Here is a 16,054-nt window from a genome sequence, read left to right as displayed (position 1 = left end):
TGTAAAATTGTCGCGGATACGATTGAAAAGAGTTTAAGTGGTTTGAATATCCTAGGCTATTGCTACAGTTAGTAAAAGGTATGCTAAGCATACTAAATTATATGTAAATTTGTACAAGAATAAATTATTATGCAAGCATAACATTGTATTTATTTATAAAAAAAAGGATAATCGTTAAGACTATCCTTTTTTGAAGACTGTAATTTAGTGGTCTGATGATATTAAAACATCTTTTCTGGTTTTGCTACGAGTAGTCTAAATTTACGTTCTCCTTTACTGGTACGCAAACGGACGCTATATTCTCCATTTGATAGCTCATAGCTAGGCCAAACGATTGCCTCTGTAGCACTTTTCTTCGTTACTTGACATGGAACACCCATTCCTGATGCTGTACTTACTAAAATTTCAGCTGACTCAACATCATCCTGACGTACTCGAATCATATCCAATTCGTCGTCACTATGAATAGTTACCCCTTTATAATCGGGTCTATAAACTGCCAGTGGAGCAAAAGCCTGAATATTTTTGTCTGACTTCACGGCAAGAATTCTATAGAACTTTGCAGCATCTTGCGATTGAATCTCATCTGTGTAGCTGAGCACTTCGTTATTTTTCCCAGCTTTTATTTCGGCAACATCCGAATAGTATTCTAAATCGGAGCTTGCTTGAAGGATGTATTTTTTGACATCATTTGCTCTTGATGTCCATACAAACTTTACTTGATCATGCTCAACGATTGTTTGAAGATTCAGAAGATCATTTGAAAGTCCCACTGCTCTACCTCTTAATGAGGACTTGGGAGCGCTATTGTCATCTTCTGATTTTAAAGTCGCGATTATATCTTTGTTATAGGTCAGTTGCTTCAGTTTGTTTTTGTTATTGTAAGGTAATGGAGCAACAAAGGAAAGATTCGCGAATGCGCTTGTCAAAACGCAAAGCTTAAGCCAAAATGTATATTTCATACAAGTTTATAAATGATTAGTTGGTTTACGGCGGATACCCTATTTGAATCAAATTTCACGCCACTTACCTCCTGAAAATCAAAAAAATACTATATTTTACATTACTGAGTCTTTCAATGGTTAAGTGCTCTATTTCAATGGATAAAAAAAAGAGGCTCTTTCGAAGCCTCTTTTTTCGTGAACTGAAATCACAATTTATTTTACACGAACACCTTTCATGTGTCTTTCTTTTACCTTCAAATTCGTTAAGACACTTTTTGCAAGTAGCAATCTCACTCTAGTTGGATATATCACTAAGTACATATTTCCTTCATAATCAATTCTTGAAAAACTGGGACTTCCCTTCTGATCAATCAACTGATAAAAGTATTCTCCTTTTTCTCCTGGAACAGCTCCAAAACGCAACCAGTTTTCTCCATCTGAAGACTGTTCAAAGGTAATTAGCAAAGAACCATTTTCTTCACGCTGCACCATTCCTGGTGTATTTTTATCCAAAGATATACGGTTGATATATCGTCCATTTTTGAAAAACACTTTACCTGATTTAATATTAGCATTTGAAGATGGAACTTCTCTTTCCAAAACGAGCGGATTGTCATTGTAGAATTGTATTCTTGTCAAATCTAGCTCGTTTTCTTGTAAGTTGTGCATCAAGCTTCCTGTCAAATAAACAGTCTTTTGACAACTAGTTAAAGAAAGTACCAGTACTACGAAGAGAAATATTTTTTTCATTGTTTTGTATGTTAATTCTTGATGGTAAAAATACAAAAAAGTGCCTGTTTATCAAATTGAATAGGTATTCTATCTATTTGACTAGCCGACGTTTAAAGAATTATTACTTCTTGACTTTCACAAAAGTGCTATAATCTGAGCACTCACGAATTAAGGATTTCTGAAACTTAGTATTTTTATATTTTTCTCTTAGAAGGGTAAAGTAGTGCTCATAATCGCGAACTTTATCTTTAGCGATTCGTGCTTCAAATACGGTGTAATCTTCTTCGCCAGACTGGCTATTGGCATGTACAAAGAAGGCAGCATTTTCACATTTGGCAGCTCCAAATGCAGCCTTAGCTGCAAGCTCGGCATCAGGACTTTTTAGGGCTGTTTCAAAATAACTCTTTGCTTTAGTAGCCAAATAATAGTCCGTTTCATAGTCTTTCTGAACATAACCATTGACCTCGCCTGTACTCCATTCGCGACGTAATAGCACCCACGAGTTACCTTGATATGACATACTGTATGCTCCACAACCCAATAAATAAGCCGCTTCAAAATCGTTAGGGTTATCTGCCAAACGACTAGCTAACTCTTGCATTTTTTGTGCAAAAGTTACTGGAGTGTAAGTACTACGTTTTTCTTTATTAGTCGTAGTCATAAAGAAAGGATCCTCGTTGAGATAGCTCTTCCAAGGCTCCTGACGCCAGACTTCTGGAGCTACTTTTTCGAAAGCTTTGGCAGCCTTAGCATAATCATGCTCCGACAAAGCACGACGACCTAACAATACATACAAATGATCTTGACTAAAGCCTGTCATCGATTGTAACAAAGAATCATACGCTGTTTTTTTAGATTCTTGATAGTAAGCAATCACTTGTTCAATAGTTTTGGATTCGGTGGTATCTTCTATGGCATACATATCGGTTTGTGACATATACCCTCCATACTCAGAACCCGCATTTGTTTGGTAGCTAGTCAATGCAGCCAACAAATAAGCCTTAGCTTTAGGATAAGGAATCGTAACCTTTTCGGGTTCGTTTTTCTTATTCATACAGCTAGCTAACCATCCTTGCTTTTCTTCCTTCTCGTGTGGCAAACGGCCATAATAGCGTGCTATCAATTGCTTTGAAGCCTCAGCCAAAGCATTACTCATGCGAAAATCCTTTGGTTTACCGAATGATGCCAATACAGGTGTAATTTCGTCTTCTAATTCTGGTGTAATTTTCGGTGATTTGTTACTTAGCAATAGTAATTCTTGAATTTCTAATTGTTTGCTCAAACCAGTATTTGGCTTAACCACCAATTTTGCTTCAGCCAAATATTCAGCCGATTTATCAAAGTTCTTTTCTATGTATTCCAAATAAGATAGCGCTCCTAACCAAAAACCTGTTTTGGGAACTTGTGGATTTGCCGAACAAGCAATAGCAAAGTCTTTTAGTTTTTGCCAGTACGGAACCGCTTTATCATGATTTTCTTTCTCTTTTGCAGCATCGGATTCGCCCATCCAATAATCTACTTGTTTGTAATAAAGCGCTTCATTCTTATTGATTTCTCTCGACATCACTAATTCTATCAAAGGATGTGTTGGATCTAAATCAACCATTTTCTCCAAAAACTTCAACCCTTCTTCGCTAGGTTTGATAGCAGCAAAGGCATACACTGCTGCTTTTTCATGGCTATTTTTACATAAAGCAATGGCGCCTTCTTGAAACCCAATTCCTCTTGAGCGAATACTCAAGTCTGCCGCATGGCGACGACTTGGACAACGGTCAAATACTTGAGCAAAATCGTAGTAAGCCTGTACCGAATCGCCCAAGGCAATTAGCGCCCCCGCTTTGCGAGACAATGCCCAGTCAGAGATATAGGTCTTCTTTTTCAACGGTTTTATCGCTGCATCATATACTTGTAAGGCCTCTTGCGGTTGGTCGTTCATCATCGCCAACTTGATTGTTTGGAAGGCATAACGTTCCTTCACAAACTCATCTTTCAGCTGGGGCAATGCGGCTTTAGCATTTGTAAATAACTCAACCAAAGCAACTGTATCAACTTTAGTTTCTGTAAAATAATCAACCGTTTCACGCTTATACGCTTGGTCGATACCACGAACAAATGTAATATAATCGGCGGCCTCAGTTTTTTGATGACTAGTCAACCAATCTTGCAGTGCTGAAGACGTTCCGTAAAGCGATTGTTCTATTTGTTTTTTAGATACCTTCCCTCCAACATATTTGCTCCAAGCTGAAATATTGAGTGGTTTTTCGTGGTCAGTAGTATCACCATTTGTCAGGTTATAATCGTCATAATCATTATAAAAAAACTGTGACGAATACGCATATTTTAAATCACCCCCTTTTACAGTTGCGGATTCAGGCATGAAAAAACTCATAAATTCATCATAATCTACCATGCCAGGACCACAGGCCAAAATGGTAAAAATCACAAGCGAGGCAACAGACTTTCTACTCAGGTTGATATAGTTCTTCAATTTGTTCATGTGTGTAAGTTTTGAGACTTTCGGAATCTAAATGATATAGGGCAAATGTAAGTTTTTGATTTGATATTTTCTTCTTTATCAATCTACAACCTTTTGAGAGGTCATCAAAAGCAACTTCCTCGGTTCGAAACACGTCTCCTTTACGAATTCCAATCCCCCATAAAGTGGTATCTCGCTGTGCAACAAATCGATTTTTATCTCGCACAAACAAAGAGATATTGCTAAAATCCTTCGAGCTAACAGCATTCAAAAAATACTGAAATTGATGATTGCGATACCCTACTGTCCAATGAAAGGCTGGCATCACCAAATCCAAGGGCAAAGGATACTCTGACAATTCACCGATATATTGGCTTAGGACATCGGGTGTAAAAATCGAGTTTGTCGTTTTTTCGTTTTTCCAATCTGCCATATTATAGCACATCAGCATACCTCTTTCGACAGGAGGCACACCTGTCTTGTCAGGAAATTTTATTTGATGTAGCCTAATCGTAACGCTGATATGAGGGTACTTCTTACGAAGAATCGTTAGTAAGGTAAAATATTTTTTCTTCGTAGATAAAGTCCAGTCACAATCTATCTGAATTTCATTATTCCCTATCGGCTCGCCTATCCAATTCTTATGAACAATGTCTATTTTATCTACTATTTTACCCGCAAAATCTTCCAAATAGCGAGGCTCAAGCCATTTCAAGGTCTGATTGGTCAGATATACCACGGGCACTATACTCATTTGTTGGGGTACTTTTTGCTTTGGTATCAGCAAAGCTTTGAAAGTTGGCTTTGCGGTACGCTCGTCTAAATCTACATCAAAATACTTGACGTATAGCTTTTGAATACGATTATCGGTAAGGATTTGTACTTCGTTTTCGGACAACTGAAAAACAGTTTTCCAATAATAAAAAGCTGGGGTGACATCCTTGGGAATCTCCGAAGAGTTACAAGCCCAAACAAATGTCATTAATAACAAAAAGCAATAGAAAGGAAATTTCATTTTTCTCAAAACTCAGGTATTTCTATTTTATACCTATTCCTGTTTTATGATAGTGTAATAGCAAAAAATCTTTGAGTAAAAGCAACAGACTTCGTATTAATACGATTTCAATTACTTTTACCCAAAGAATACTTCGCCAAAAATACAGGCTTGTTTTGAGAGTTAACGATATAGGTACGAAAAACTTATCGAGTGGTATTATTCGGTCGTGTATAGGTCAATTGCATCACATGAATATTACGACTAGCAAAGGCTGCCTCGCAATAATTCAGGTAATAACTCCACTTACGAATAAACGTATCATCAAAGCCTAGCGCCTTGACTTGTTGAATATTTTGATGAAATTGGTCATACCATAACTTCAATGTATAGGCATAATCTAAGCCCATATCTTTGAGGTTGACCATCGTAAAATCACTAGTTTTGTTGATAGCCTCGTTAATAGCACCTACCGATGGTAATAACGAGCCAGGAAAAATATATTTTTGAATCCAATCCACACCTTTTCTTAGAGAACTATAGCGAGAATCAGGACTAGTAATTACTTGAAAAGCCAGAATACCATCTTTTTTGAGAAGTTCGTTGCATTTGGCAAAATATACTGGCAGAAATTCATGACCTACCGCTTCTAGCATTTCGATGGAAACAATCTTGTCGAATTTTCCTGTGATCAGACGGTAATCTTTCAACAAAATCTCGACTCTATCGCTCAAGCCTTCGGCTTTTACTCGCTCAGTTGCAAGCTTGTGTTGCTCTTCCGAGATAGTTACAGAAGTCACTTTACAACCATAGTTTTTGGCCATGTAGATAGCATTAGCCCCCCAACCACTCCCAATTTCGAGTACGTGGTCGGTAGATTTGAGATGCAACTGACGGCACAAACGTTCATACTTTTCGAGTTGAGCTTCTTCCAATGACAAACCTTTTTCTTTAAAATACGCACTTGAATAGGTCATGGAAGGGTCAAGAAACAGCGCAAAAAAATCATTATTCAAATCATAATGTTCGGAGATATTTTTTCTTGAACCATCCAAGCTATTGGCACGCCCTAAATGATAGATTTTATTACTCAGTTTGAGTAAGTTCAAAAGCCAGTTTTGGGTTTTATTTCCAGAAATAACAGGGACATTTTCGAGGTTATCCAAAAACCAACGAATTACATTTGTAATATTATCGGTATCCCAAAAGCCCATTACGTATGCTTCGCCAAAACCAATATCTCCATAAAGCATAATATGCTTAAAAAATCGTTCGTCTTTAATTTCAATTTTAGCTGTTGGAAAGACCTGCGTGTTTCCAAAAAACAACACTTCTCCACTAGGTAATGTCACTTGTAATTTACCCAAGGTCATTTTTTGCAAAACATCCAAAATCGCTTTTTGATAAAAGCTAGGTTTGGTACGCTGTGTATTTTTCAAAGTTGTTGTCATAACAAAATAAGGATTTATGGTTAGTGAGAAAGGGGTCTATATATGTCTCGTTGAAGCTCTGGATGCGATTTTTTGGCATAAAATGGAATCCGTTTTAGCCACAATACAAAAGCATTCCAATGAATGAGCCACATAATTCGAAGGGTAATCATTGGAAATCGAATGGCATACCAAGCTACTTTGGCATTGGTTAGTGGCTTCCTTTTACCCCAAAGCGTACTTTTGAAAAAGGATTTATCAGCTTTGAAATCATCGATTTTGATATGCAACGACTCATTGGGTATACGAAGTTTGAAGTCAAACTCGGCGTCCATATCAATGAAAGGCGACACATAAAAATGCTTAATTTCTCGATGCTCGAAGCGTTCTTCCTTTTCCAAAAAAGACTGAATCAAGTAGGGTTTCATTTCTCTGAATGTATTACTCACCTCCGCAACAACACATACAGGTTGTTTTTTTTCATCAAAACAGTAATAAAATGATACTGGATTGAATTGATATCCCCATGTAGTGAGGTGGGTCAAAAGCATAATTTTTCCACCTTTCAAATCTATTCCTTTAGCATGCAAATACGTCAAGATTTGCTCCTTGACATCTTTATTTGTTTCAGGCTTTTCTTTAGGATATTGCAAATGGTTTTTATCAAAAAAACTAAACACATTCCAACTATTTCGACTAATCCATTTTACATGTTTTGGAATGATATCAAGTTCATCTAAATCAAGGTAAAACATAAATAGCTTGTAAGTGAATCCATGTTTGATGGGCTCGCTTCGCTGGTGCATTACCTTACATTCATAGATACAGGATTTCATGAGCCATAAATATTTTTGCCCGTGAGCGTTCTACATAAGTTCACTGCTGAAGTAAAAGCATCTTCGTGGAAACCATATTTGAAATAACTTCCACAGAAATAAATGCCACCTTCGGTATTCAGCAGATGCAATTGTTGCTGTGCTTGCATAGCTGGAACATCAAACAGCGGGTGCTCATATTCAATTACTTTCAATATCTTGGAAGGGTCGATATTAGGCTGGGCATTAATCGAAACGAAATAGTTTTTCTTCTTTGAAACGCCCTGCAACTGATTCATCCAATAAATAATAGAAGGCTGCAAACCATTTTCGGTTGCCTCGATTCGGTAATTCCAGCTACTCCAAGTCAAGCGATTTTGAGGCATTATAGACTCGTCGGTATGTAGCGTTGCAATATTTTTCTGGTACTTAAATTTGGATAACAATTTATCTTGCAAAACAGAGGGCTCTTCGAGCAAGCCTAACGCTTGGTCGCCATGCGTAGCGATAATGACTTTATCAAAAAGTTCAGTGGTACCATCACTAAGCAATACGCTCACGCCATTTGCTTCTTTCTTTACACTCACCGCAGCACGGCCTACCTGTATTTTTTCTTGAAAAGGTTTTATCAAAATATCTCGATACATACGGCTTCCGCCATCAAGCGTGTACCACTGATGTTGGGTATTGAGTCCCAGAAAACCATGGTTGTAAAAGAATCGTATCAAGGAAACAGCAGGAAAATCAAGCATCAATTCCATAGGGGTCGACCACACTGCCGAGCTCATAGGCACAAGGTATTTCCAGAGCATGTCCTCACCAAAACCAAACTCACGGATATATTCCCCTAGGGTATGATTTTGATATTTGGGATCGTCCAAAATTTTGATAGATTGCTCATTAAAACGACCGATTTGCAAGAGCATTTTCCAGTGTTTCAATGAAAAAAGCTGTTTTCTCTGTGCAAATAAGCCATTGAATCCCGAGCCACAATATTCGAGCTTAGAGGGTACGTGTTGTACACTAAAGGACATATCCGTCTTTTTGATAGGAGCTTTTATTTCATCAAAAAGTTTACACAAATTTGGATAGGTCTGAAAATTAAAGACCATAAATCCTGTGTCGATATGTACAGGCGTACCTTCCTCATCGACGGTCACGGTATTGGTATGCCCGCCGATATAGTTATTTTGTTCAAAAAGAGAAATATCATAATCCTGATGAAGAAAATGACCGCATCCCATCCCAGCAATGCCAGTCCCTATGATTGCTATCTTTTCCATCTAGTTTTTCTTAAATAAATAATGACTAATCATCCACTCATTACCACCGTTGTAGGCAAATAATTCGGCACAAGCCAAATAAAACAAACGCCAATACACCCACCACTTCACAGCTTGCTCTTTTCCGTAGGTTTGCTCAAATAAAGGCATAATTTGTGCTTTATGAGCATCCATTTTTTGTAACCACGCTTCTGATGTTTTGCCGTAATGCGTACCATTCACATGCCAATGCTTATCTACCGAAAGGTGGTCGTTAAAGTAAAATAACAAATGGTCACTAGGCATGATACCTCCTGTGAAGAAGTATTTACTCATCCAGTCGGACTCGTCAATTACTTCAAACTTATAAGCATATTCTTTGTGTGTAAAAATGTGAACAAAGAGCTTTCCTGAAGGCTTTAAGAATGAAGATATTTTCTGTAATAAAAGCCTGTAGTTACGCATGTGTTCAAACATTTCGACAGATACTACACGGTCATAATGATCTTTGTGAGTATCAAACACATTGATATCTGAGGTTACTACTTGAAGGTTTACAATACCTCTTTGACGCGCTTGTTCGTCGATATGAGCCTTTTGTGTTTTTGAGTTTGACACAACTGTAAAACGGCTTGCAGGATATTTAGCAGCCATGTACAATGACAGTGAGCCCCATCCACATCCCAGTTCTAGCACGTCCTGTCCATTGGCTAATTCGGCACGTTGACAAGTTAGTTCAAGCATATCAGCTTCGGAAGTATCCAAATCGCTTACTCCTTCTTTCCAATAGCCACAAGAATATTTCAGGTGCTTACCTAAGCAATATTGATAGAATTGGGTTGGCACTTCATAATGTTGCTCGTTTGCTTCTGCCGTATTGATTGCAATAGGCGAATTGCGAAGCTCCTCAAGGAGATTCAGAAAATGTTGATGCTGTAATTCTGTTTCGCCTTTATTTTCATCTTTCAAGCGTTGTTCGACCAATTGTCGGATGCCGTAGCGAATTAAAAAATCAGGCAATAAATCTTTTTCGAGCAATGAATTATACCACATAAAACAAAATAAGGTTAGTGAATAAGGACAATAAAGTATCAGGGTGAATGCTAAGGCATCACCAATATTTGTACAATAAAGGATTCAAAATTTAAGAACTAAGAATAGCTTTCTAAACAGGATTAAAAGCCCCAATGCAGCAACAGTGCTACGATTTCAGATAAAAAATCACCTAACAGTTGGGTATATAGTAATCATTTATCCACGGCTTGGCTTCTTCCATTTAACAAAAAAGATTAAATTAACAGTATATCTGCGGCATATTTTGGTAGTATTCTTCGGATGATTATGAAAGCATTCTAAAATAACTAATACACTAACAACTGCTAACTTCTTTTTACTTATCTGAAGTGTTCTGAAAATATCTACGAAGAAAAAGTGAGTTTAGATTTATGAAGGAATAAATAACTGTAGAAACATATAAAAACAAAAAGCGACACAGTCAGACTGTATCGCTTTTGAAGAAGGCATTGTAAAGCAAATTACAAAACAGCTTCGGCCAAAACTAGCACTTTGTTGTTAACTACTTCAACCACTCCGCCGTCGATTGTAAATTCTTGCTTATCAGCCATCAAAGTGCCTTTACCCAACGTAGAAACGATTGGGGCGTGGTCTTTCAAAATTTGGAAAGAACCATTAGTTCCAGGCAAGGTTACCACTGATACTTCACCAGAGAAAACCGTCTTATCCGGAGTAATAATTTGTAAGTTCATTTCTATAAGAATTTGAAAATTTGAGAACCTGAAAATTTGAAAAGAATTCAAATCAAAAATGTGTCAATTCTGTTCAAACTGACACATTTTCAAATTTCCAAATTATTTAGCTGCGTCTGCCAACAATTTCTCACCTTTAGCAACTGCATCTTCGATAGTACCTACCAAGTTGAATGCAGCTTCTGGCAAGTGGTCATACAAACCATCAATGATTTCGTTGAAACCTTTGATCGTATCGTTGATGTCTACCAACGCACCTTTCAAGCCTGTAAATTGTTCAGCTACGAAGAATGGTTGAGACAAGAAACGTTGTACACGACGAGCACGAGATACAACCAATCTATCTTCTTCAGACAATTCGTCCAAACCAAGGATAGCGATGATATCTTGTAATTCTTTGTAACGTTGTAAGATTTCTTTCACACGTTGAGCAGTATTGTAGTGTTTGTCACCCAATACGTCAGCAGAAAGAATACGAGAAGTAGAATCCAACGGGTCTACTGCAGGATAGATACCTAACTCAGCGATTTTACGAGACAATACCGTAGTAGCATCTAAGTGGGTAAATGTTGTTGCAGGAGCAGGGTCAGTTAAGTCATCGGCAGGTACATATACCGCTTGTACTGAAGTAATTGAACCACGTTTTGTTGAAGCAATACGCTCTTGCATCGCACCCATTTCAGTTGCCAATGTTGGTTGGTAACCTACGGCTGAAGGCATACGACCCAAAAGGGCAGATACCTCAGAACCCGCCTGAGTAAAACGGAAGATGTTGTCGATAAAGAAAAGGATATCACGTCCTTTGCCTTCGCCATCACCATCACGGAAGTATTCAGCAACTGTCAAACCTGACAAAGCAACACGTGCACGTGCACCTGGAGGCTCGTTCATTTGACCGAAGATAAAGGTAGCTTGTGATTCTTTCAAAGCATCTTCATCTACTTTGCTCAAATCCCATCCGCCTTCTTCCATAGAGTGTTTGAATGCTTCACCGTATTTCACGATACCTGATTCAATCATCTCACGCAACAAGTCGTTACCCTCACGAGTACGCTCACCTACACCAGCAAATACAGAAAGACCTTCGTAAGCTTTTGCGATGTTGTTGATAAGTTCTTGGATCAATACAGTTTTACCTACACCTGCACCACCGAACAAACCGATTTTACCACCTTTTACATAAGGAGCAAGCAAGTCAATTACCTTGATACCTGTAAATAAAACCTCAGTAGAAGTTGCTAATTCTTCAAACTTAGGAGCATGACGGTGGATAGGCAATCTTGTAGCAGATACTGGTTGAGCAATACCATCGATTGCTTCACCTACTACGTTAAACAAACGTCCTTTGATAGCATCGCCCGTAGGAACAGAAATAGCTTGACCTAAGTCAAATACTTCTTGACCTCTCTGAAGACCATCTGTACCTTCCATTGCGATTGTACGTACACGGTCTTCACCTAAGTGTTGTTGTACTTCAAGGATAACTTTTGTGCCGTTGGCTTTCTGAACCTCCAAGGCATTCAAGATTGCAGGAAGCTTAGAGCCTTCGCCTTCGAAGCTTACGTCTACAACCGGACCGATTACTTGCGTAACCTTTCCTTTATTGACTGCATTTGCCATTTTGTATTGTGATTTTGTTATCTGATTATCAAGTGATTAAGCAAAGTGTGAATTTGCTATACCGTTTCGGAGCGCAAAATTACTCTGTAAATCTCAGATAACCAATTGTTGTTTTTGGATTTTTACCAGTTTTTTTGCTGAAAAGGTATAGGTTTTGTTGAATCTTATTTAGTTTGGCTCTTTTGGCCATCCTGCTTTTTTCACAGCACACTCTTGATTTTGCCATATTTTTCCTTTTCAATGTTCCAAAAAAAATCTATTTGTTTTAGATTATCCGTTTTTTTCAGAATTTGACAAAAAAAATTAGTGCAAATTTTCATCTTTTCGAAATGAGATTTTTTTTCGAAATTTTCCCAAAAAAAAATTCAACAAACAATTCAAATTCAACTTACTCGTTTATTGAATTTGACTAAATAGCTTAATTTTTCAGGTATACGTTCTAAAGATTTCGTTGTATTATTGCGCTACAAATTCGACCAGTAGTGGTTTAGTATCATCTTATTCCCTCAAATTCATGAATCATTCTTTCGCTTTTTGGAAACATTGGCAAAAAAATACACAGTGGCTTTTTCTTTCTGCACTCGTTCTCCTACTAACTAGCTTGGTCGGTTTGGGCTATTACTATGTCAATTATCTAGAAAATGTCATTCATTGGGATATTCTAAGCGAACTCGACGACATCACCATCAGTCTTGATCCTGCCCAAAGTGCTGATGGAATGTTGCATATTCCAAGCAAAGCATATATAATTCGTGAACAATTTCTGGCTTCAACGATGCGTATCAACATCGAAGCTTCTTGGATTTTTACTATTTTAGCTATTATCGCATTGTCGCTCATTTATACCGGAATTACCTTCATTTCTCGTACTTGGTATCTCATTTTTACAGGTATAAGTGTCTTTTTACTTATGACCTTGCAATGGGATTTGTTTCTCAACCGTACAGGAAATTGGGTAGGATTCTGTATAATTATTGGTTTTGCAGGCTTGAGCTACTTTTTTCATGCCTTCAAACGTGATACGTCTACGGTATTAAGATTTTCGACTTTTCTGGTCTATTGGCTAATTGTTGGAAGTATTACCATAAAGATGTCTTCTTACTTAAGTGCAATTACCCATTTTTCTACTCAACTCATTCCACAAGTTTTTATCCTAGGCGCACTTTTTATCTTTGGGATGGCATACGAAATACCCAAATGGTTTGTATTTATCAGTACGCGTGCTCAAGGCTCTCAAAATTTACTCAATTTTGTAGTGCTAACACTGATTTACTGGTTTAATATCTTACTGGTTTTTCTACATAACAACAAAGTAATTGATTGGGATATGCTCTATCTTAATCCATTTTTGTTATTCGGATTGTCCATAATATTGGGTATTTGGAGTATCACAGACCGTATGATTTTAGCCGCCAAAGTACTCAACCACGAGTTCGCTACAACATTGATATATATTGGTTTAGCAATTTTGAGTACATCGGGAATTTTTTATGCTTTTGCCACCGCAAATGACCCAATGATTGAGGTTTGGGAAGATATTATCATATACTCGAACTTAGTTATGGGGATCCTATTTTTCTTGTATGTACTTTCCAATTTTTATGGATTATTTCAACAAGGGCTATCTGTTTCGAAGGTACTATACAAGCCATTGAGTCTACCAATTTACGTATTTCGCATCATGGCGTTGATTATCTTGGTGGCATTATTTTCGATGAAATCCTTCTACACACTCAATCAAGCAGTGGCCTCGTATTATAATTCATTGGGAGACCATCAGGTAGCAAACCACGATTATCGTTTTGCCGAAGTAGCCTATAAACAAGCCATTGGAGCTGAATTTCGTAACCATAAAACCAATTATGCTTTAGCCAGTTTGGCACTTTTACAAAACGATAATGAGACTGCCGCAGTCTATTTTAAAAGAGCTTTAGCTAAAAATCCTTCTCCATATGCCTACGAAGGTCTTGCGCGCTCATTCTCTGATCGTGATCGTTTTTTTGATGCTTTGTTTACCCTCAAAGAAGCCAGCAAGCATTTTCCTAAAAACACTGAAATTCTCACTAATTTAGCCTATCTCTACAACAAAGCTAAGCAACTAGATTCAAGTTTAATTTACTTAGAAAAAGCTCAAGAGTTTTCGAGCAACTCCCCCATTACCGCCAGTAATTTGGTAGCATTTTGGGCAAAAAATGGAAAACTGACTACTCAAAAAGAATATATTCAACAGCTCAAAGCACTTGATTACCCAAGTTATCAGGCAAATGCACTTGCGCTAAAGCTTAGTACGCAAGCGCAGTCTGAAGTGGTTGAGATTTCAGCAAACCAACAAAAAGCCTTAGATGTATCTACGTTTGCATGGATTTATAATGCGGCTTTATTTCAGAAAAATCTAGGTACAGCAATTCCTTTACGTGACTTCGCTCAAAAAGCCGAAAATGACCAATATTCAGAAGACTTAGAATTTGCCCATGCTATGCAACAATTCTATAAGGGAGATAAGCAACTTACTTTTGAACAATTACAAGCTTGGGCAAGCTCAGATACCAGTTCTAACAAAGCGCAATACTACCAAGTGTTGTTAAACACATTGGTTAAAAAAGAGAGTACCAGCGACAATTTTTCCGAAAATATTGTAGATGCTAAAGCAGCTCAATTGGCCATATATCAGCATCCTCTCAATGAAAAGGTCTTGGAAAAAGTAAGTGCTTTTTATAACAATAATAAAAAACCAGAAGAAGCACACCGAATGCTAAACAATGCCTTGAAATGGAGAAAAGATAATCCTGCCATTTGGCAAATGTATATATTGCAATGTCTTACTATCGGAATGGAACCTTATGCCAAAGATGCTTTGATAGATCTTCAAAAACGCTTCCCTACCGATTATCAGCGTTTTCTGCCTCAATATCAAGCTAAAATCGCTCTTATCGAAAAACAAAGTGCAGGTTTTCAATAAATAAGTATGTTTGTTTTAGGAAAAAAGCTCAAGTCTCCTTTTGCCTATTGCTGAGGAAGTTTACTTTCACTTTAACCATTCAAACATTCATGAAAATTATTGAAACTACCAATATTTCAAAGCGCTATATCATGGGCGAAGAGGTAATCGACGCACTCAAATCGATTTCTATTTCTGTCAACAAAGGTGAATATGTGGCATTTATGGGACCTTCGGGTTCGGGTAAATCTACCCTAATGAACATTGTTGGCTGTTTGGACACACCTACTTCGGGACAATATATTTTGAATGAACAAGATGTGAGTAAAATGAGCGATGATGCTTTGGCAACAGTTCGTAATAAAGAAATCGGTTTCGTATTTCAAACCTTTAACCTATTGCCTCGTCAGTCTTCATTGGAAAATGTAGCTCTGCCATTAATTTATGCAGGTTATTCCAAAGCCGACCGTATCGAAAAGGCCATGCTCGCTCTCAAAGGAGTTGGTTTAGAAAACCGTGCTGGTCACAAACCTAATGAGCTTTCAGGTGGTCAGCGCCAGCGTGTGGCTATTGCCAGAGCCTTGGTAAACGACCCTTCTATCCTACTTGCCGATGAGCCAACAGGTAACCTTGATAGTAAAACCTCTTACGAAATCATGGACTTGTTTGACCAATTACACTCAAAAGGCAATACGATTGTAATGGTAACTCACGAAGATGATATTGCTCAATACGCGCACCGAATTTTGCGTTTGAGAGATGGCTTAGTAGAAAGTGACAAGATAAACCCAGATGTACGCAAGGCAAAAGGGATGTTCTAAAAACTGATCTTTACTCATTTTCATGATATACATTTATATAAAAGTTAAAAAAGTAGGTTTTCAAGGAAGCCTACTTTTTTGACTTTTATGAAATATAGAGATATGGATATCATATTCTTTAAAAAATTTTACATTTTCAACACACTGAAATACAGGCAATTAAAAATTATTTTTAAAAATTTTAAAAATTTCTTTCTCAATAATTTGCTTTTCATATTCCAACTCCCTAATTTTGCAACCCAGTAACAAACACAAC

At 37.5% G+C, this 16,054-nt stretch carries 12 protein-coding genes; 2 read left to right on the top strand and 10 right to left on the bottom strand.

Annotated features, from left to right (window positions below):
• Positions 1–221 precede the first annotated feature (221 nt).
• From QM524_RS16555 to atpD, 10 genes are all read right to left on the bottom strand, one after another.
• Entirely contained in the window at positions 222–962 is a 741-nt protein-coding gene (locus QM524_RS16555; protein WP_283345425.1) for a hypothetical protein, read from the bottom strand.
• Between the two features lie 195 nt (positions 963–1,157).
• The gene (locus QM524_RS16550; protein ID WP_095160694.1) at positions 1,158–1,694 is read right to left on the bottom strand and encodes a hypothetical protein; all 537 of its coding nucleotides are present in this window, start codon (positions 1,692–1,694) and stop codon (positions 1,158–1,160) included.
• Positions 1,695–1,797: 103 nt separating this feature from the next.
• Positions 1,798–4,173 carry a hypothetical protein gene (locus tag QM524_RS16545; RefSeq protein WP_283345424.1) on the bottom strand — a complete coding sequence of 792 codons (2,376 nt, stop codon included), beginning with the start codon at positions 4,171–4,173 and terminating at the stop codon, positions 1,798–1,800.
• On the bottom strand, positions 4,139–5,167 hold the full coding sequence (locus QM524_RS16540) for a hypothetical protein (RefSeq protein ID WP_283345423.1): 1,029 nt from the start codon (positions 5,165–5,167) through the stop codon (positions 4,139–4,141). The genes QM524_RS16545 and QM524_RS16540 overlap by 35 nt, the downstream gene beginning before the upstream one ends.
• A gap of 185 nt (positions 5,168–5,352) precedes the next feature.
• On the bottom strand, positions 5,353–6,597 hold the full coding sequence (locus QM524_RS16535; protein WP_166578213.1) for an SAM-dependent methyltransferase: 1,245 nt from the start codon (positions 6,595–6,597) through the stop codon (positions 5,353–5,355).
• Between the two features lie 20 nt (positions 6,598–6,617).
• A complete protein-coding gene (locus tag QM524_RS16530; protein ID WP_283345422.1) occupies positions 6,618–7,412 on the bottom strand; it encodes a DUF1365 domain-containing protein in 795 nt (264 codons plus the stop codon).
• Positions 7,409–8,674: an NAD(P)/FAD-dependent oxidoreductase gene (locus tag QM524_RS16525; RefSeq protein ID WP_283345421.1), complete on the bottom strand. Its 1,266-nt coding sequence runs from the start codon at positions 8,672–8,674 to the stop codon at positions 7,409–7,411. Before QM524_RS16525 ends, QM524_RS16530 begins: the two co-directional genes overlap by 4 nt.
• Positions 8,675–9,706, bottom strand: a complete 1,032-nt coding sequence (locus QM524_RS16520) for an SAM-dependent methyltransferase (RefSeq protein ID WP_283345420.1) — start codon at positions 9,704–9,706, stop codon at positions 8,675–8,677. It abuts the gene before it with no gap.
• A gap of 482 nt (positions 9,707–10,188) precedes the next feature.
• Positions 10,189–10,419 carry an ATP synthase F1 subunit epsilon gene (atpC, locus tag QM524_RS16515; protein WP_095160701.1) on the bottom strand — a complete coding sequence of 77 codons (231 nt, stop codon included), beginning with the start codon at positions 10,417–10,419 and terminating at the stop codon, positions 10,189–10,191.
• Between the two features lie 102 nt (positions 10,420–10,521).
• Positions 10,522–12,039 (bottom strand): F0F1 ATP synthase subunit beta, encoded by a 1,518-nt coding sequence (gene atpD / locus QM524_RS16510; protein ID WP_095160702.1) that lies wholly within the window; start codon positions 12,037–12,039, stop codon positions 10,522–10,524.
• Between the two features lie 514 nt (positions 12,040–12,553).
• Between atpD and QM524_RS16505 the strand changes: the two genes are divergently transcribed.
• Together QM524_RS16505 and QM524_RS16500 are read left to right on the top strand one after the other, a co-directional pair.
• Positions 12,554–14,998 (top strand): tetratricopeptide repeat protein, encoded by a 2,445-nt coding sequence (locus QM524_RS16505; RefSeq protein ID WP_283345419.1) that lies wholly within the window; start codon positions 12,554–12,556, stop codon positions 14,996–14,998.
• An 89-nt stretch (positions 14,999–15,087) separates the two neighbouring features.
• Positions 15,088–15,798: an ABC transporter ATP-binding protein gene (locus QM524_RS16500; protein WP_166549750.1), complete on the top strand. Its 711-nt coding sequence runs from the start codon at positions 15,088–15,090 to the stop codon at positions 15,796–15,798.
• The last annotated feature ends 256 nt before the right edge of the window (positions 15,799–16,054 follow it).

It is taken from the genome of Flectobacillus roseus, from assembly GCF_030056595.1.
In the GTDB taxonomy this organism is placed as follows: Bacteria; Bacteroidota; Bacteroidia; order Cytophagales; family Spirosomataceae; genus Flectobacillus; species Flectobacillus roseus.
The sequence above is the reverse complement of the archived record's forward strand: the minus strand, read 5'-3'. Positions and strand labels throughout refer to the sequence as shown.